The organism is Brucella sp. HL-2 (assembly GCF_025846885.2).
Lineage (GTDB): Bacteria > Pseudomonadota > Alphaproteobacteria > Rhizobiales > Rhizobiaceae > Brucella > Brucella quorumnocens.
In genome coordinates, this window is the sequence record NZ_JAOYTK010000011.1 from 1 (window position 1) to 18,346 (window position 18,346).

Below are 18,346 nucleotides of genomic sequence, written 5' to 3' on the forward strand. Positions count from 1 at the left end.
TCTGCGCTCCGTCTCTGCGGTGCCGGGTATCTAGATCACACCGTTCAGCGTGTCAACCCGTTTTTTTGAAGAAATTCACAAACTTAACAGCCGTTCTTTCTTCAACACATCAACCAGACAAAAGCCCGATCAACGCCGCCGACATAACCAATTCAAACATCACTGCCAAACTCTTTATGTCAACTCCAAGGACGCATCAGCCTGTCGCTTGCGACGCCGCCGCCCTCGTTGTGTCGCTATATACGTCCCACCAAACAAAACTGTCAACGCTAAAATAACAAAATAGCCAAACTTTCTTTCCACAGGGGATATGGTGCATTTTAATAGAGTTTCAACCGTTTCAGCATGCCGATTCCTTTCTTTGCGACAATGAAATGACAGAAATGACGATCAAATATCACTTCGGGATCGATGGCGGTGGCACTGGATGCCGGGCAGTCATTGCGGATCAGAACGGCAAAGTGCTGGGAGAAGGCATCTCGGGGCCGGCGAATATAGGTGCGGATTCAGAGAACAGCATAGTTCATATATGCGAGGCCGCCGAACAAGCTCGTAAGGATGCCAGCTTGGCATCTTCTATATATGGAGCAGCTAACGCCGTGCTGGGCCTGGCTGGCGCTAACTCTCTCGCCGATCACACTCCTATATATAAGCGTCTGCCTTTCAAAAAGAGCCATATCGTTTCGGACACACTCTCTGCTTTGCAAGGGGCAATGGGGGATGGAGATGCCGCGATTGCGATTCTGGGCACCGGATCCGCCTTTGTTAGACGCACCGACGACGCGATCCGCATTGTTGGCGGGCGTGGCTTTATATTAAGCGATCATGCCGGTGGTGCTTGGCTCGGTCGTAAACTGTTGGAAAATGTGCTGCTTGCAGTTGACGGGTTCGCACATCACTCAGACTTGTCGCATGCCGTTCTCGAGAGATTCGACAGCAATCCTCGTAACATCACGGTTTTCTCCAGGACGGCCAGCGCTGCTGACTATGCCGCCTTTGCGCCAATGCTTTTTGAATTTGCGGCGCGGAGCGACTCGCTCAGCTTAAAAATCTTGACCGAAGCCTGTGAAATGATCCGCAAGGCATTAGAGAATTTGCAGATCGAAAAACTTCAACGGTTCAGCATCACCGGTGGTTTAGCGTCACCCTATGCTGCACTGCCATTCTTTCCTTATAGGGAGTTTTATAAGGCCCCCAGCGGCGACAGCCTCCAAGGTGCCCTCGCACTGGCACTAAAAACAACGTTACCAACATAGTGCGACGTGAAAGTAACTTGCCGGGAGAGCCGTAACTCCCTAATTCTTATTTATAATACGATTATTAAGGAAATTAGGCCGTCCGTTGGACATTGCAGCAGGGATGCCATGCTAACCAAAAAAGGCAAATACGGCCTGAAAGCCATGGTGCACCTGGCCGGCATATCGGACGGTCAACTGGCTTCAGCAAGCGAGATCGCCGAAAGGCATCATATCCCGCGTAAGTTTCTCGATAATATTTTCATCGAATTGCGAAACGCAGGCTTTGTATTGAGCCGCAAAGGCAAAGGCGGCGGATTTTGTCTGGCCCGCCCTGCGAGTGAAATCCATATCGGCAATATTATTCGAGCACTGGACGGAGCACTTGCGCCTATCGCCTGCGCCAGCAAAACTGACTATCAGCCTTGCGACGATTGCGATGAAACCGAATGCGAAGTGCGACACATGATGCTGGACGTGCGCGAAGCGATCGCCAACGTGCTCGATCACCGCACCCTCGCCGACAGCAGGATGTCTGAAATTACCGCACTGTCGGCTGAATAATACCAGTATCCGATGAGGGGGACTCATCGGATACTGTTTAAGCACATGTGGCGACTGAATATTTTCTAGGCTTAATGCGTCAGCATCTTTGCGCCTTAGAGTACTCTGCGTCCTTTCGGACGCACAAAGGATGCTCTAACTCTTTGATTCTACGCATCGTTCTTTACAAAAATCGATTCCGATTTTTTACACCGATGCGCTAATATAAGGCGTCGGTTACGCTACAGACGACCAATAGGGGAACGGGTCGGTCAATTTTTGCCAATTTTGCGGCATGAACAGCTGCTCAGGCACCAGACAGGCATCAAGTTCGGCAATCATATTTGCCTTATCCATCGGACCAACTCCGATAAATACAATTTCCTGCCGCCGGTCTCCCCATTCAGCATCAAGATAGGGCTGCATCGCCTGATGCCATTCCGGATCTGCTGGCCAATAGCTGCGGGGCACAGCCGACCACCAGCGACCGCGCTTGTTGGTGCGGACCAATGCACCCGCCTGGCTCAATTCCCCCACGTAATCAGGACGTGTTGCCAACCAGAAAAACCCCTTTGCGCGAACCACACCCGGCCAGCTTCGATCAATAAAACTTTGGAACCGCGCTGGATCGAACGGACGGCGAGCACGATACACAAATGAATGCACACCATATTCTTCTGTTTCCGGCACGTGCTCGTGGAAACCATGGAGTTCTTTATACCAAAGGGGATGTTCGTGGGCGCGGTTGAAATCGAACAGGCGCGTGTTGAGAATCGAATCAAGCGAGACCTGCCCGAAATCGACTTCCTCTATTCTTGCGTCTGGATTGAGTGATTTGATCACTTTACGCGCTAGATCGCGTTCTTCCGCGCTTGAAGTGGAAACCTTGTTGAGCACTACAACATCCGCAAATTCAATTTGCTCGACCAACAGATCAACCAGTGTCCGCTCATCCTCGTCTCCGAGCGACTCACCACGGTCGCGCAGAAAATCGCTGGACGAATAGTCTTTCAGAAGATTGGCGGCATCCACGACCGTAACCATGGTGTCGAGACGAGCAAGATCGGAAAGGCTTTCCCCTTTCTCGTCACGAAACTCAAATGTAGCTGCAACAGGCAGAGGCTCTGAAATACCGGTTGATTCTATAAGCAGGTAATCAAACCGATCCTGCGATGCCAGTTGCGCCACTTCTTTCAGAAGATCATCGCGCAGCGTGCAGCAGATGCAGCCATTGGTCATTTCAACGAGCTGCTCTTCGGTACGCGACAGGTCGGCACCGCCCTCTCGTACCAAGGCAGCATCAATATTAATTTCACTCATATCGTTGACGATAACCGCAACACGCCGATTTTCGCGATTGTTGAGCACGTGATTGAGGAGCGTGGTTTTTCCTGCTCCGAGAAAGCCCGAAAGAACGGTGACTGGAAGCCTTTTCATGGCATCTCCTTTGCTGGCGGTTGAACAAAAGCTACTAGCGCAGCGTCGCTGGCTATTAATGTTATATCATTACATTCATTTGGCTAAAAAGAGGCGGCAAAGCCACCCTTTGAAGATTCTGCATTGAACTAACGGCCTAACCGGAACTGATATGTTACGGTAACCACACTGCAAAAATCTGGCCCAGTGCTTAGTTTAGATAGGCATATAAACATAGGAGTAACATGCCCCATGTTTGTCGAATGTGCCGAACCGTCTAAAGAGACAGCCCGGCACCACAACTGGTCGCTTCTGGGTGGAGTCCCAGAACAAGGGAGCGACCAGTGCTACTTCGACAGACAGTTCTTTAATGAATCGGCGAGATTCCGGATGAGCTGAGGATAAAGGTCTGGACCATCCTTCAATTCTGAACCGAGTGGATCAAGCACACCCGTTTTGGCCTCGGTTCCGTCGATAACCGTATTGACCAGCTTTGGTTCAAATTGTGGTTCGGAGAACACGCATACCGCACCCAGCGATTTGATCTTCTCGTGGATGTCCTTGATACGGCCTGCACCCGGCGCTTTCTCAGGGCTAACGGTGATGGAACCTGCGGCCTTCACATCGAAGCGGTTTTCAAAATACTGATAAGCATCGTGGAAAACGATGAAGGGCTTATCTTTTACCGGCTGAAGCTCACCCTCAATATCCTTGGTCAACGCATCCAGCTTTTCGGCATAATCAGCAGCGTTTTTTTCGTACTGCGCTGCATTTTCAGGGTCGTTTTCGCTCAAGACCTTGGCGATGTCTCCAACGAGAACCTTACCATTCTGCGGGTCGAGCCAAAAATGCAGGTCGAATTCTGCATGATGGTGGTGTTCTTCGGCCTTTTCAACGGCTTCGTTTGCGTGGTCATGGGCATCGTGAGAGCCAGCTTCGGCACTGTGGTCGTGACCCGCCTCACCATGCTTTTCGTGCTCATGACCTTCATCGCCATGATCATCCGCTTCGAATGGACCACCTTCGCGGAACTTGAGCTTCGTCAATCCATCGGCTTCGCCCAACGCTACAACTTTCGCACCTTCACCAAGGGTATCGAACGGTTTGTCGAGAAAGGTTTCCATAGAAGGCCCTGCCCAGAAGATGACCTTCGCATGCTCAATGGCTTGGGCATCAGATGGTTTGAGGCTGTAAGAATGTTCCGACCCTGCACTCTGAACGATCAGCTTTGGCTCGCCGACACCCTGCATCACAGCAGCGACCAAGGAATGCAGTGGTTTAATCGAAACGACAACGCCGCTGCGTTCGGCGGCAGAAGCCGCCCCGCCCAAAACAGCCATAAATGCGGATGCCAACAGCACGGATCGGAAGTGTTTCATGGGTCTCTCTTGAACGTGAGCAAAAGCGAACAACATATGCAGGTGATATGTTATTCTATTACATCATTTGCGTTATGCTATAACGTCTGCGATAAGGAGACACAACCAGTTTTTTGGAGAATTGTTCACAGTGCTTATCCGGGCAACGCAAATGAACACGAATCGGCATATCGTTCACAGATATTGAGACAAGAATTCCGAGAACGCCGCTTGTCCTTCAAGATCAAGCGCTGATGCTCTCACAAAGGCAGCGAAAGCTCATTTTATATGGCCCGTAAGACCGCCCTCCCCGCACATGCAAAGCGGGAACCATTGATCGAATTGAAAGGTGCCGGCGTTTATCGCGACGGGCGGTGGCTTGTGCGCAATGTTGACCTGACGATCCACCGCGGCGAGATCGTCACATTGATCGGTCCCAACGGCGCGGGCAAAAGCACGACGGCCAAAATGGCACTGCATATTCTCAAGCCTGATGAGGGTGAAATCCGTCATCTAAAGGACTTGCGAATTGGATATGTGCCGCAAAAGATCAATATTGACCGCACCATGCCGCTCTCTGTTGAGCGCTTGATGACACTGACCGGCCCCCTACCCAAAGCCGATATTGTGCGTGCGCTGGATGCTGTCGGAATCACGCATCTTCTGAAAGCAGAGATTACCAATCTGTCCGGTGGCGAATTTCAGCGAGCGTTGATGGCGCGTGCGCTCGCACGCAAGCCCGATATCATGGTGCTAGATGAGCCAGTCCAGGGTGTCGATTTTTCCGGTGAAGCAGCCCTTTACGAGCTGATTGCCAAATTACGTGATGACACGGGCTGCGGTGTTCTGCTGATCTCCCACGATCTGCATCTTGTTATGGCGGCGACCGACCGCGTCATCTGCCTCAATGGTCATGTTTGCTGCAGCGGAACGCCGCGCGATGTGACTGCCAGTCCGGAATATTTGCGCCTGTTCGGGAGCCGTGCAGTCGGGCCTCTCGCCGTTTATGAACATCATCACGATCACACACATCTGCCTGATGGTCGTGTCATGCACGCCGATGGCACAGTAACAGATCACTGCCACGCCGAAGATGGTCATCACCATGACGGTGAACATCATCACCATCATGAGGAAGGCAAACCCCATGCTTGACGATTTTTTCACCCGCGCTTTGATTGCCGGAGTAGGCCTGGCACTGACCACCGGCCCGCTTGGCTGCTTCATCGTGTGGAGGCGGATGGCCTATTTCGGTGACACCATGGCCCATTCGGCATTGCTGGGTGTAGCCTTAGCGCTGATACTCGATATCAATCTGATGATCGGTGTTTTTGCCGTAGCCGTAGCCATTTCAGCCATCCTTTTGCTGCTGCAAAAAAAGCATTCGCTTTCGGCGGATTCGCTGTTGGGTATTCTTTCGCACGCAACACTGTCCCTCGGACTGGTCATCGTCGCCTTTATGACATGGGTGCGTGTCGACCTGCTGTCATTCCTGTTTGGCGATCTGCTCGCAGTTTCGCGTCTCGACATCGCTTTTATCTATGGCGGCGGAATACTTGTGCTCGCCGTGCTTGCATGGTTGTGGCGTCCACTGCTTGCAGCTACCGTCAGCGAAGATATCGCTCGTGCTGAAGGCTTGAATCCTGCCTTGTCGCGCATCATCTTCATGTTGTTGCTGGCAATTGTTATTGCCATTTCGATGAAAATCGTCGGTATTCTGCTGATAACGTCGCTTCTCATTATTCCCGCCGCGACAGCTCGCCGGTTTGCTTCAACGCCTGAGCAAATGGCTGTCATGGCATCTGTCATCGGCGCCATTGGCGTTATTGGCGGACTATATGGCTCCGTTGAATTCGACACGCCATCGGGCCCATCAATCGTCGTTGCCGCACTGGCTATTTTCATTTTAAGCCTCCTGCCATTAAATAGGAGAGAGGCTTCACCGAAACGGACCGCTGGACAATGAGCAATCACCACGACCATCATCACGCACACACTCAACCATCGCATGATCTGACGCGTAATCAGACACTGGTTTTCGATGTGTTGTCCAAGGCGGATGGGCCACTGAGTGCCTATACGATTCTCGACCAGCTCCGCGACGATGGCTTTCGCGCTCCGTTGCAGGTTTATCGCGCGTTGGAAAAGCTTCTTGATTACGGGATGGTGCACCGCCTCGAAAGCCTGAATGCCTTCGTAGCCTGTGCACATCCGCAATGCCACCAGCACGGCCTTATTGCTTTTGCCATTTGCGAACAATGCGGACAGGTGACCGAGTTTTCTGATCCGGCCATCGAAAATCTTGTCAGCGCCTGGAGCGTCCAGAGTGGCTTCAAATCACGCAAAACAACGCTGGAATTGCGTGGCCGTTGTGAAAAATGCGGTGAGCATTGAAGTTAGGTAACGCTTACTAAAGCCAAGCCTGCTATATTTGCCTTCAAGGGGAAATATAGCAGGCAAAATTTTATGGTGCGCAACAAGCCATCTCACGAGCGACGTAGGGAAGAGCGACAGCGCACGCGGCTGCGATCAGGAAAGATTATCGATCTTGACGGACGCTTCATCATCGAATGCCAGTTCAGTGACATAGCTCCGCACGGCGCGAGACTAAGGATAACTGACGTTCCAAACCTCCCCGAACGCTTCTGGCTGTTTGACGACTTCTATGCGCGCGCACTTCTGGCCCAAATGGTCTGGCGCGAAAAACGCGAAATCGGCGTCCAGTTTATCACCGACGCGTCCATCCCAACACTTGATGAAGAACGTTTGAGCCAGCTGGCAGGAAAATACTATTCGCTATGAGATGACGCAGCGGCAGCCTGCTTGCCTGCGATTTCCGCCGAAGCACCACCGCGCATATTCATGGCGCGAATCTCTTCCGCCGAAATGTAATTGAACTGTTCGACCAGCAAATCCTTGATCACCGGTTCTGGGAAGCGCGCGTTCAAATCGGTGATGACCGATGCCCGCACGGCTTCGAAGTTCACTTTCTCAACTTCTTTGGTATCTGAGTAACTGCCGTAGAACTTACGGAAAATCTCGTCGCTGATGAAATACTCAAGCGGCACGGTGAGCTTTTTGCGAATGTTCGAATCGACCGTATAGACCAACTGCGCCACGACATAGCCTGCAACGCTGCCATTGGAGATGATCGGCACACTCATCACGTCGGTCTTGACGTAATCGAGCCCGCCAAACGCGCCTCCATTCGCTTGCACCTCACCCGAAGGTGCATCGTTCTGGCGCACGGCAAAGAACAGCGAACCGAGGGCTACCGCACATATCCAGAGGCCGATTGCAATTATGCGGATCATCTGGCGTGACCGAGCCTCGCGCTTTGCATGCTGTAGGTGCCGTCTGCGTCCTGCGTTTCCAGCGCGCCACGGATAAGATCTGCGAGTTCACCAACCGCACGCAGGTGCAATTGCAGCGCTTCGCAATTTTTCTCCAGCTTCTGCTTGAGGCTATCAAGTAATGGCTGCAATCCCTTCATCGTGGCAGGTTCGGCAAGGCTTGCAGCCTTTTTGATTGCCTTGTTGAAGTCATAAAGGCCGCGGCTCTTGCGCGAGTTGATGTCTGCAAGGTCTGGATGCCCGCCTTCAAGCAAAAGACGCGTTTCCGTATCAATGACGTCCTCAAGACGCTGAATAGCCCGCACAACTGGTTTAAGTACCGGCTGCTGCTCCAGTTCCTGTGCTGGATTTACATCCAGTGCTGCTTCCGGAGCTTGCGGGAGCAGGCTGATTTCGGAGCTTGTGTCAGTCATGTTCGGGTTTCCTCAATTGTATGTATCAGCGAGTCGCGTTCTCATTCGCTGGCTAGATCGAATTCAGCAAAAGCCTAGTCACCTAACCGCTCTATCTGTGGTCCGTCGCATTATGCTCCGCAAAACCGCGAGGGCAGTTTTGCAGTAGATGCTCTGGATCAGCCTTGAGCGCGTTCTCCACTTTCATTGTTTTCCAGTTGCTTCTGAATGAGCTGACGTTCAAATCCGTGAACGATATCCTTCGACACCGTATCCGTGCTCATTCCCTGTCCCAGATCGTTAACGACGTCTCCCAAAGCCAAAGTTGCCGAATTCTCCGCTCGCTGCTTCATCGCTGCTTGCGCTTCAAGCATACGGGCGATGCCTACGCCGCCCGTATCTGCCATTTTATTGGCCATGGCCTCAGCCATCATCGATTTCCAATATTCCCCTGCAATACCCTTGCCAAAAGTGGCCGTTGTATCGCTGGTAAACATCGACTGGACAAAAGATTGCAGCATGAATGCTTCAAACTTTCGATAGGCTGAATTGGTCGTATTCTGGCTGTCGGGATTGATACTAACCCCTGAACCAAGACTTTCAGAAAAGCTCATAAAATTCCGCGGCAACCCCGTATCCGCGTCAGCGCCCATTGGACCCGCGCTTGTCGATATCGACTTCAGACGTTCCGCCGCCAGGCGATAGGCTTGCGGATCAGCCGCCCGCGCCACGTCCATCACCAGATCTGACGGCGGATTGATCGCCATACAACTCGTCCTTCTTCATCTCTTGATTGCACCATAGTTTGCCAAACTTGACTGAAGCTTGCGGTACGAATCAGCTTCAGTTTTATGACAGGCACAAGATCAATGTCGTTCAGATAAGCTCACCAGATTTCTTGTAAGTAATTGGTACCGTTATATACTATTCAGTTCTATCGAAGATTCTATCGGTCACGCCGTGGATGTTTTTCGGCTGATAAACTCTTCAATGAGGCTTGCGAGCTCGCGTCTTTCGGTATCATTTCGTACCGTTTCCAGCCGGTCTTCCAAAAGTTCTACCCGACGTTGTTCTTTTAAGAGGCCGCTGCGTTGTGATTCGAGCTGCTGTTCAATGCTCTCGCTTTCTGAGGCATTCCCACCCAGGCGCTTGATAAGAAGTGCTGGATCGACCGTGAATGAACTGCCATCGTATCGCCGATCCTGCATGGCGATAAGCGCTTCCCGCTCTTCATCAAGTGCTGTCTTGCGATTGTTCGTCACGGCAAGAGATGCTTCGAGCCGGGCAGCACCCAACTTCTGCAATGCAATCAGCTTTTTAAGATTACGGGCATTGGTTTGAGCCATGAATTCCTCAGAACAGATTGCGCATCTGCGTTGATGTTTCGCCGATAAAGAAACGCAGCAGTTCCGGTAAAATGAAATAGACGACCAGCAATCCGCCGCCGAGCACAAATGGCATCGACACAAAATAGATAGGAATCGTCGGCGTCAGCTTGTTGATCAGTCCAATGGCGAAATTGACCAGAATCGCGAAGACAATAAACGGCGCTGCAATACGCAAGGTTGCCAAAAATGCACCCGAAAGGGCATCGCTGATATCGATCATCGCTGCATCGGGTCTGAAATGACCTTCAACGGGTATAGCTGTGTAGGAACTCAGCAGCGCCCGCAAAATCTCCAGATGCATGTCTGTGACGAAAAACAGAAACAGCGCACTGAAAGTAACAATGGTTGCGAGCGTTGCCTGCGGCTCCGGTTCAGTAATCGCATCCGCTGGCGTACCGGAATAGCCCACTGCCATCGCCATCATATTGGCCATGAATTGCAGGGCCCAGAAATAAATATGTGCCAGAATTCCAATCACCGCACCAATAAACATCTCGCTCAGCATGAGGCGAAACATCGCCAGCGGATGTGTGCCATCAAGGCTGGGTGTGATGGTCTCAATCACCAATGGCAGCACAGCGAATGAACAGGCGAGCGCAATGAACAACCGCACCTGCAACGGTATCCGCCCGCTCGAAATGCCCGGCATCAGCATCAAACACGCGCCAACACGGCAGAATGCCAGCATGGCTGCGAAGACGAGTTCGTTGATCGGCAGTTGCGTAATGGGCAACGGGTCCCCTCCCCGTCAGGAAATCGCGCCGAGCGATTTCACTTCGACACCACGTGCGATCTCGACATGCGACAGAACAGGCAGGGTCGCGAAAAGGCGTTCGATAATCATGCGGATATATGGGCGCGCTTCGGGAGATGAAACCAGCACAAAGCGTTCGCCGCTATCGAAATGCTTGCGTATGGCGGCCGTGGCTTCGGTACCAAACTGCTCTAGCTGACGCGGGTCGATATCGAACTCGACGATTTCGCCCTTGTTGTCTCGCTTGAGGCTCTGATGGAAGACCAGATCCCAGCGGTTGCCAAGACGCAGGACATTGAGCACGCCATTATCTGATAGATCACCGCATATCTGCTGCGCCATACGCATGCGAACGTGTTCGACAATCATTTCAGGGCGGCGGACCAAAGGTGCGATCTCGGCAATTGATTCAAGAATCAGATGCAGGTTGCGGATTGAAACACGTTCCGCGAGCAGCAGCTTTAAAACAGCCTGAAGCCCTGAATAGGAGATATTTGCCGGGCAGATATCCTCAAGAAGCTTGCGATATTCCGGCCCGAGGCGATCAAGCAGAATCCGCATGTCTTTGTAGGACAAGAGCTGTGCCAGATTGTTGCGCACAATCTCGCTCAAATGTGTCAGCAAAACCGACAGATTATCGACAGTCATGTAGCCATCGCGACGCAGGTCTGACGCAAATGTTTCCGGCACCGAATAGGCACGCATGCCAAAGGCTGGCTCGCGAACTTCTTCACCGGGAATAGACGGAATCGGGCGTTCGCCCAATACGACGAGAATTTCACCGACCCGAAGTTCATGGCTTGCAACCGCAGTACCGTGAATTTTGATACGATAGCTCTTTGGCGGCAGCGAAATATCGTCAGTTACCTTGATCTCGGGGATGACGAAACCGTATTCCTGGGCGAACTTCTTGCGCATCTTCGCCACGCGATGTGCCAGCTCCTGCTGCGATGCGATGAGACGCGCCGAGAGTTGCTTGCCAAGGCAAAGCTCGATCTGTGTGGTTTCAAGCGAGGCCTTGACGGAATTGCGTTCCTGCTCATCGGCGTCGCGCTGCTTTGACTCAGCTTCCGCAGCTTGCGCATTACGTTCCTTGGCTTGTTTGCGCGGAACCGCAATCCCCACAAATGCCATTGCGCTGCCCAACAGGAAGAATGGAAATGCCGGAAGCCCAGGCATGATGCCCAAAACAAACATCAGGAAAGACGCTATCAGCAGTGCTTTTGGATAGGCACCAAGCTGGCCGAAGATCGCCTCGTCTGCCGAACCGCGCGTACCACCCTTGGAAACCAGAAGGCCTGCTGCGAGCGATACGATTAGCGCTGGAATCTGTGTAACCAGACCGTCACCAACCGAGAGCTTGGTGAAAACGTCTGCCGCTTCGGAAATATCCATGCCGTGGCGGGTTACACCAATGATAATCCCGCCGAAGATATTGACCGCCGTGATGATCAGACCGGCAATCGCATCACCGCGTACGAATTTTGACGCACCGTCCATCGAACCGAAAAATGAGCTTTCTTCTTCCAGTTCACGACGACGATGCTGTGCCTGTTTTTCATCAATCAGACCAGACGAGAGGTCGGCATCGATTGCCATCTGCTTGCCGGGAATGGCGTCAAGCGTGAAGCGGGCGCCCACTTCAGCGATACGCGTTGCACCCTTGGTAATGACAAGGAAGTTGACGATGATGAGGATCGAGAAGACGACAAGGCCGATGACGAAATCGCCACCCATCACGAACTGCGAGAAGCCGTGAATCACATGACCTGCGGCCAGATAGCCTTCATTGCCGTGCGTAAGAATCACGCGCGTCGTCGCAATATTGAGAGACAGACGCATCATGGTTGCGATCAGCAACACGGTCGGGAAAGCCGAGAAATCCAGCGGACGCTGAATCCACAGCGAAACCATGAGGATAAGGACGGAAAAGGCAATCGAGAAAGCGAGACCAATATCCAGAACGACTGCTGGCACAGGCAGGAAAAGCACGGTGAGAATAATGATAATGCCGGCAGCAAGGCCCAAGTCGCTGCCTGTCAGAATTCCGCTCTTTTTTAATGGCTTAGCCGCTGCCTGCTGCACGTCCGTCTCCTATTGTCCGACGGAACATAAACGGCGAAGCTTGCGCGAGGGCTACGTCAGGGAAACAGCAGCCTCTTCTGGAATATGGTTCTAAAACCCTTTTTCGATGCGCGAATAGGCAAGCAGCGTAAAAGAGTTGATCTGCGCTCCGACAAACGGCGCGGTAAAAGCAAGTACCACAAAAATGACAATGATTTTCGGCACGAAAGTCAGCGTCATTTCCTGGATCTGTGTCAAAGCCTGAAACAGCGCAATACCGATGCCCGCAAGCATAGCTGCAAGCACAGCCGGACCGCTGGCCATAAGCACGGTCCAAACCGCCGAATTGACGATGTCGAGCGCATCAGCTTCGTTCAAAACCGTTTCCCTTAGCTGATCTTGACGCCTTGGCCGATCAGCATCGTCTTGCCGTCTTCCAGTTCGGCAAGCATGCCCGACGACTGAATAGTCACGGATTTGACAACGCCGGAGACTGTGCCGTCAGCGCTTGTCAATGTGCGGCCGATCCAGCCTTCAGCTTGCGACAAAGATGAATTGGCAATCAGCGTTTCAAGCTTGCTGTTCATCTGCACTGCCTGCTCCACATTGGAGAAGGTGGCCAGCTGCGAGACATATTGCGTCGCATCCATAGGCTGCGTCGGGTCCTGATTCTGCATCTGTGTCACCAAAAGCTTCAGGAAGGAATTGTAATCGACGCTGGCCTTGGCAGCTGCGGCGTTGCCACTCGATGAATTGGCTGTGTTGGCCGTATTGTTCGCACCGACTGTCGATGTGGTGGTCATAGACTTGCCTCCGTAGGCTGTTCGGATTGTTTTGCAGGCACGGGCGGGGCGGCTTCGCCCATCAGCTCGGCCTCGCGCTGATATTGCGCACGAATTGTCTTCAGTGCTTCAAAAACACGCCCATTATGCACCAGCTCATCAACAAGCTTGAGGGCATTGAGGATTTCCGCATCCTTGAATGCCGCAAACATGCCTTTCAGCATCTGCGCAAACGTATTGCGAGCCTGTTCTCTCAGAGCTGGCTCAATCAGGATCATCTGTGCAGCAAAATAAAGCTGGCGCAGTGGCGTTGTCGTCTCATCAGGCTGCAAAACATGGTTTTCCAGTAGAAAAGTCGCATCGTTCAACAGCTCAAGCGATACTTTCCTATCCGTTTTCAGCACCGCGCCGTTGATATAGATCTTCTCACCCGCACGCAGCGAAAGACGGATTGCCGACTTGTCATTGGTCGACTTCTTATTATTCGTCATGTCACAGACCATCCCGGATGGACTGGGTGATTTCGATCAAGGTATCGTAATCACTGCTTTCGCCCTGCCGAATGCGTTCCATCTCTTTGAGAATGAATATCCCCACCGAAATAATGGCCGCCTTGAGTTCCTTGGGAAGCACATTCTCTTCTGATCCAAGATCATCGATGATCGTGGTCCAGAGCTTGGTCGTAAAATAGGCAGCGTCTATGCCTTCGCGCGATCCGGCCCCATTGGCCTTGGCAGCGGCAAGCATCTCGATCGAACGGTCAAAAAGCATCCGCTCGCGTTCCTTGGCGCTCGCCATATCATCATTCATGACGTCTTCGTAGCGCAGCTGGTACATGTAGTCTCCGTTCTCCGGCACCACGCATACAAGCCGCCTCATGCTGCCCGGTGCGTGATGTTCAACTTCGGGGCGGGTAAGCGCCCCACAGCATCACCCCCTAAATCGGAATCGATTTTTGGAAAGCGCGATGCGCCGATTCAATTGTTTAGAGCATCCTTATGTAGTGCCAAAAAGAGGCAAAACGCTCTAATAGTCTAACTATTTCAAATAGTTGAGTAGGCTCATATTTTGCAGTTGAACTGTCAGCGCATAAGAAGTCTCAATCTGTGACATGAGCGCATTGACGCGCGTTGCAGCCTCATATGGATCAACCGACTCAAGATCGAGAACCGATTCATTAAGGATCTTCTGCTGAGCTGCGATGCGTGTTGTCGCTGCATTTGTCCGTTGTTGCGCAAGACCAAGCGTCGTCTGCTCCGAAGTGGTTTGAGTGACCGCCTGCGTCGTGGTCTGCATGGCCTGTGTCGTGAGCGCCTGGAACGCAGAGTTGTTAAGACCAATCGCCGCAAATTCAGAAACCATCACCGCCGACATAATTGTCTTGCGGAAACCGTCTGCATTGGCTGAAATCGATGTTGAGGCCGTTTCACTTGGTGAAATGCGGCTCTTGATGACTGTGTCAGACGCATTCGACCAGTTGGCGTCCCAGTTGGCATCATTGAACTGCTCGGCAAAATCGCCTTCCAGAAAGGCTTTCATTTCATCGCCGGTAATATTGGCAACCTGCGGATCGTTCATGCTGAAACCGAAATGGTCTTCGAACGCCTGGCGCACCGCTGTCTGAGCGGCACTGCCTTCGGTGTAGTCGGCAATCGGCTTCACATCGGTGTTCACACCGGAGAAAATATACTCGCCATTGTAACTCGTATTGAGCAGGCCAGTGACGGAATCCAACAGAGACTTTGCAGATTTTGCGGCCGTCTCAGCGCTTTCAACGGTGCTGTTTGCACCGGTCAGGTCGCCAAGAAAATCCTGCGTGTTCTCGATAATGGTGCTGGTGGCGGTTTGCGTCGTCGTCATCCGCTGCTGCAGCAGCTTGTTCATATCTGTCAGAACAGTCAGACGATCATATTCCTTGCGCAAGGATATAGTCTGGCCAGACTTGGAGCCGAGCGACAGGCCGACATCGAACACCATCCCGGTAGTCGCTTCCTGCTGGGCTTTGCCAAGCTCAGCCTTGGTCTTTGCCACGAGGACCTTGAGAGCTGAAGCTGCACCATAAGTCGAAATCGATTGCGCTTTCATAAGCCTCACACCGCTCTGATAAGTTCGTCAAGCATGGCGTTGACCGTCGTCAACACCCGGCTCGATGCCTGATAGGAATGTTCAAGATCAAGCAGCAGCGCCATTTCAGTGTTGATATCGACACCATTGGCATTGGAAAGAGCCTGATCGGCCTGCACAGCAACTGTCTGATTATAGGAGAAATTAGCGTTTGCCGTCTTTCGCTTGCCTTCCAGCCAGCTGATCGATGAGGCGCTATAATCAATAAGGCTTGCATTGGAGTTGAGCCCGGCAGACGAGGCGAAAGTCAGCGGTTCCGAGAAGGCCTGATTCAAATCGCGCAGACGATCACTAAAGCCAGCCGCACCAGTCGTATTATATTTGTAATTGGCACCGTTCACACCGCCATCACGCAAGAGAAGCGAACTGCCGCCTTCTGATGCGACAAATGCTGACGACACTTTGAGCGTGCCAGCAATGCCAGCTGAAACACCCGCGCCGGGCACAGCTGGAGAGCCTTCCCAACTGAACAGGCCGGTCTGATCTGGTCCTGCACCTGTCTGATCGCTTTCGGCAAACATTGTCACCAGACCGCGTGCGATCTCATCAAGCTGCATCTGGTATTGCGGGGCAATCTGGTCGCGTAACTGCAGGAGGCCGCTCAGGCGGCCTGTACCGTAGGGCTGATCGAATGTGTCGTGCGTAAGCGGCACGCCATCGACCAGAACAGCGTTGCCAGCCACGCCGGCAGCCAGACCGTTCGACGACTGGAAGCTGATCTTACGTGCTGAGGTTTCAAACAGTGTCACGCCGTTTTCTGCGAAAATGACCATGTCATTGTCGCCGCGCGTCATCGTTGTTATGCCGATTTCGCCGGATAACTGCTTGAGCAGGGAATCGCGCTGATCAAGAAAATCAGAGACATCACTGCCTGCACGCGTACCGCTGACGATCTGCTGATTGACCTTTTCGAACTTGGCCAACACATCGTTGATATTGGCGACTGAATCCGCGATTTCATTATCTGCATCGGTACGCAGCGACTGAACCTGTTTTGTGCCACTATTCAATGCATTGGCCAACGCCTGCGCAGTCGATACGACGCTATCGCCAAGTGCCGAATTGGACGGTGATGCAGCAAAGGTCTGAAGTACATCGCGCAGATCGCCAATCAAGGCAGAAGGCGAACCGGAATAATTGTCCGCAGAATAAAGCGATGAAAGGCGGTCAAGCCCGCCTGCAAGAATAGAAGAAGAGGATGCCGTGCTGTTGGACTGAATAAAGCGGTTGAACAACGCTTCATCGGCGGACCGGCTTATATTCACATAAAGCGAACCATAGGGCCCCGAAGCCAGCGAAGCGGTACGCCGCGAATAATCGGGATCATTGACCCCCGCAATATTGCGAGAGACGACTGACGTCTGCTTGGACGTTGCCGCAAGCGAGCTTTTGGCCGTCAGAAGAGCAGAACTAAGCGACATCTTATCCCCATCCTACATAGAACCGCGCTTGTTGCGAGAACGGTCCAGTTACTTAGAGCGTGTTTCAATCTGAGTGGCTCAGATCGGCCCGTCTCAACATTTTGTTTTAACGCGCATCCCGAAAACTGTTTCGCACTGTTCGGGATGCGCTCTAAAATCGAAATTCCGGGGATGGAGGTCCCCACCATCCCCAGAATTGTTTCAGTTTATCTTTTCAGGTTCACCAGCACGTCCATCAATTCGGAGCCGGTCTGGAAGACCTTCGAATTGGCGGTGTAACTGCGCTGAGCTTCGATCATGTCGGTCAGCTCCTGCGCAATATCAGCGTTGGATTCTTCCAGCGCGCCGGACGAAATCTTGCCCATGCCGCCGCCCTCAGGGAAGCCAAGCTGAATGTTGCCGGATTCAGCACTCGGCGAGAACACGTTGCCGCTCATAACCGACATGCGATCCGGGCTGGCAACTGTTCCAAGCGGAACACGATAGAGCAGCTTCTGCGCGCCGTTCTCATAAAGCGCTACGACCGAGCCGTCTTTGCCAATATCAACGCCCTTGATGGACGAAGGTGCCTGACCGTTGATAACGGCTTCGCTGATCGTATAGTCCTTGGCGAGCTGCTTGGACGAACCGAGGTTAAGATCCAATGACTGGCCGTTATAGGCCGTGAGATCGACAGCAACGTCGCCGCCGGAAAGCAGCTTGCCGTTCGTTCCGTCAAAATTCAGAGTGGTCGTTCCGACTTCAACGCCATCCGCAGCATTCTTGATCGAAACGTCCCAGGTGTTGTCGCCGGTCTTTGTGAAATAGACATCCAGCGTGATCTTGCCGCCGAGATTGTCATAAGCGATCAGCGATGTTTTGTGATTGAACTCGCCGGTAGCAGGCACTTCATCAGTCGAAGGCAGGTTGACGGTAAAATTACCCGATGTACTCGGCGTCGCAACCAGATCGGACTGCTTGACGTTCACACGTTCCAGACCGTCGAAGCTATTGGCGACCGTATTAACCTGGCCGTTCGCGTCCGCTGGATAGCCCATCAGATAGTAGCCAGATGTATTGACGAGATTGCCATACTGATCCGGCACAAATGAGCCTGCGCGCGTGAGGTAAGGCGTGCCGTCAGCATCGCTGACTACAAAATAGCCGTTGCCATCGATAGCGAGGTCGGTAGCTGAGGAAGTCGGACGAATGCCGCCCTGATCAGAAATGCCGTAGCGGATATTGGTTTCTACGCTGCCAGAATTATATTGGCCTGCGGTGTTGGGCAGAACGAGAGACGAGAACTGCGCATCAGCGCGCTTGTAACCGACCGTGCTCGCATTTGCGATGTTATCCGCGACCGCAGACAAGCGGTTAGCCTGCGCGTTCATACCCGAAACGCCGGTCCGCATCATACCGTAGAGGCTCATTGGCAACTCCTGAGAATTTGAGAATCCGCAGACAAGCTATCGGGCCACGCTTGCGTGAAACTGTAGCCGTTAGGATTTTTACGCTTTTACTGAGGACTCAATCAGTT

General features: G+C 52.6%; 21 protein-coding genes. 6 read left to right on the forward strand and 15 right to left on the reverse strand.

The genetic code is table 11. The features are described 5' to 3' along the window. The first annotated feature begins 374 nt into the window (after positions 1-374). A complete protein-coding gene (locus tag OIV19_RS13470; RefSeq protein WP_264231962.1) occupies positions 375-1,256 on the forward strand; it encodes a BadF/BadG/BcrA/BcrD ATPase family protein in 882 nt (293 codons plus the stop codon). 108 nt (positions 1,257-1,364) lie between these two features. Beyond that, positions 1,365-1,799, forward strand: a complete 435-nt coding sequence (locus OIV19_RS13475) for an RrF2 family transcriptional regulator (RefSeq protein ID WP_151092889.1) — start codon at positions 1,365-1,367, stop codon at positions 1,797-1,799. Between the two features lie 216 nt (positions 1,800-2,015). On the opposite strand, the gene zigA is transcribed toward OIV19_RS13475, so the two are convergent. Together zigA and znuA are read right to left on the reverse strand one after the other, a co-directional pair. Continuing rightward, positions 2,016-3,215 (reverse strand): zinc metallochaperone GTPase ZigA, encoded by a 1,200-nt coding sequence (zigA, locus tag OIV19_RS13480; protein WP_264231963.1) that lies wholly within the window; start codon positions 3,213-3,215, stop codon positions 2,016-2,018. Positions 3,216-3,541: 326 nt separating this feature from the next. After that, positions 3,542-4,573, reverse strand: coding sequence for a zinc ABC transporter substrate-binding protein ZnuA (gene znuA, locus OIV19_RS13485; RefSeq protein WP_264231964.1), 1,032 nt, complete (start codon positions 4,571-4,573; stop codon positions 3,542-3,544). Positions 4,574-4,840: 267 nt separating this feature from the next. On the opposite strand from znuA, the gene OIV19_RS13490 reads away from it, so the two are divergent. The 4 genes from OIV19_RS13490 to OIV19_RS13505 all read left to right on the forward strand — a co-directional run bounded on the left by OIV19_RS13490 (position 4,841) and on the right by OIV19_RS13505 (position 7,354). Further along, positions 4,841-5,707, forward strand: coding sequence for an ATP-binding cassette domain-containing protein (locus OIV19_RS13490; protein WP_151092895.1), 867 nt, complete (start codon positions 4,841-4,843; stop codon positions 5,705-5,707). Beyond that, positions 5,658-6,518: a zinc ABC transporter permease subunit ZnuB gene (gene znuB, locus OIV19_RS13495; RefSeq protein ID WP_412535006.1), complete on the forward strand. Its 861-nt coding sequence runs from the start codon at positions 5,658-5,660 to the stop codon at positions 6,516-6,518. Before OIV19_RS13490 ends, znuB begins: the two co-directional genes overlap by 50 nt. Beyond that, a complete protein-coding gene (locus OIV19_RS13500) occupies positions 6,515-6,946 on the forward strand; it encodes a Fur family transcriptional regulator (RefSeq protein WP_111787532.1) in 432 nt (143 codons plus the stop codon). Before znuB ends, OIV19_RS13500 begins: the two co-directional genes overlap by 4 nt. Before the next feature lie 72 nt (positions 6,947-7,018). Continuing rightward, positions 7,019-7,354, forward strand: a complete 336-nt coding sequence (locus tag OIV19_RS13505) for a PilZ domain-containing protein (protein ID WP_151092899.1) — start codon at positions 7,019-7,021, stop codon at positions 7,352-7,354. On the opposite strand, the gene OIV19_RS13510 is transcribed toward OIV19_RS13505, so the two are convergent. The 13 genes from OIV19_RS13510 to OIV19_RS13570 all read right to left on the reverse strand — a co-directional run bounded on the left by OIV19_RS13510 (position 7,342) and on the right by OIV19_RS13570 (position 18,239). Continuing rightward, positions 7,342-7,866 (reverse strand): hypothetical protein, encoded by a 525-nt coding sequence (locus OIV19_RS13510; protein ID WP_191792969.1) that lies wholly within the window; start codon positions 7,864-7,866, stop codon positions 7,342-7,344. The genes OIV19_RS13505 and OIV19_RS13510 overlap by 13 nt on opposite strands. Then, the gene (locus tag OIV19_RS13515; protein WP_151092903.1) at positions 7,863-8,318 is read right to left on the reverse strand and encodes a flagellar protein FlgN; all 456 of its coding nucleotides are present in this window, start codon (positions 8,316-8,318) and stop codon (positions 7,863-7,865) included. Before OIV19_RS13515 ends, OIV19_RS13510 begins: the two co-directional genes overlap by 4 nt. Before the next feature lie 158 nt (positions 8,319-8,476). Next, positions 8,477-9,064, reverse strand: coding sequence for a rod-binding protein (locus OIV19_RS13520; protein WP_264231965.1), 588 nt, complete (start codon positions 9,062-9,064; stop codon positions 8,477-8,479). A 186-nt stretch (positions 9,065-9,250) separates the two neighbouring features. After that, positions 9,251-9,643 carry a hypothetical protein gene (locus OIV19_RS13525; RefSeq protein WP_151092907.1) on the reverse strand — a complete coding sequence of 131 codons (393 nt, stop codon included), beginning with the start codon at positions 9,641-9,643 and terminating at the stop codon, positions 9,251-9,253. Between the two features lie 7 nt (positions 9,644-9,650). Further along, positions 9,651-10,418: a flagellar biosynthetic protein FliR gene (fliR, locus tag OIV19_RS13530; protein ID WP_111787528.1), complete on the reverse strand. Its 768-nt coding sequence runs from the start codon at positions 10,416-10,418 to the stop codon at positions 9,651-9,653. A 15-nt stretch (positions 10,419-10,433) separates the two neighbouring features. Then, a complete protein-coding gene (gene flhA, locus OIV19_RS13535) occupies positions 10,434-12,524 on the reverse strand; it encodes a flagellar biosynthesis protein FlhA (protein ID WP_151092909.1) in 2,091 nt (696 codons plus the stop codon). A gap of 90 nt (positions 12,525-12,614) precedes the next feature. After that, positions 12,615-12,881 (reverse strand): flagellar biosynthesis protein FliQ, encoded by a 267-nt coding sequence (gene fliQ / locus OIV19_RS13540; protein ID WP_024895881.1) that lies wholly within the window; start codon positions 12,879-12,881, stop codon positions 12,615-12,617. An 11-nt stretch (positions 12,882-12,892) separates the two neighbouring features. Then, a complete protein-coding gene (gene flgD, locus OIV19_RS13545; RefSeq protein ID WP_095445451.1) occupies positions 12,893-13,306 on the reverse strand; it encodes a flagellar hook assembly protein FlgD in 414 nt (137 codons plus the stop codon). Beyond that, positions 13,303-13,776, reverse strand: a complete 474-nt coding sequence (gene flbT / locus OIV19_RS13550) for a flagellar biosynthesis repressor FlbT (protein WP_264231966.1) — start codon at positions 13,774-13,776, stop codon at positions 13,303-13,305. Before flbT ends, flgD begins: the two co-directional genes overlap by 4 nt. 1 nt (position 13,777) lies before the next feature. Then, the gene (gene flaF, locus OIV19_RS13555; protein WP_151092913.1) at positions 13,778-14,122 is read right to left on the reverse strand and encodes a flagellar biosynthesis regulator FlaF; all 345 of its coding nucleotides are present in this window, start codon (positions 14,120-14,122) and stop codon (positions 13,778-13,780) included. 201 nt (positions 14,123-14,323) lie between these two features. Beyond that, on the reverse strand, positions 14,324-15,370 hold the full coding sequence (locus tag OIV19_RS13560; RefSeq protein ID WP_151092915.1) for a flagellar hook-associated family protein: 1,047 nt from the start codon (positions 15,368-15,370) through the stop codon (positions 14,324-14,326). Positions 15,371-15,375: 5 nt separating this feature from the next. Next, positions 15,376-16,830, reverse strand: a complete 1,455-nt coding sequence (flgK, locus tag OIV19_RS13565; protein ID WP_264231967.1) for a flagellar hook-associated protein FlgK — start codon at positions 16,828-16,830, stop codon at positions 15,376-15,378. Positions 16,831-17,036: 206 nt separating this feature from the next. Then, positions 17,037-18,239 carry a flagellar hook protein FlgE gene (locus OIV19_RS13570; RefSeq protein ID WP_264231968.1) on the reverse strand — a complete coding sequence of 401 codons (1,203 nt, stop codon included), beginning with the start codon at positions 18,237-18,239 and terminating at the stop codon, positions 17,037-17,039. Positions 18,240-18,346 lie beyond the last annotated feature (107 nt).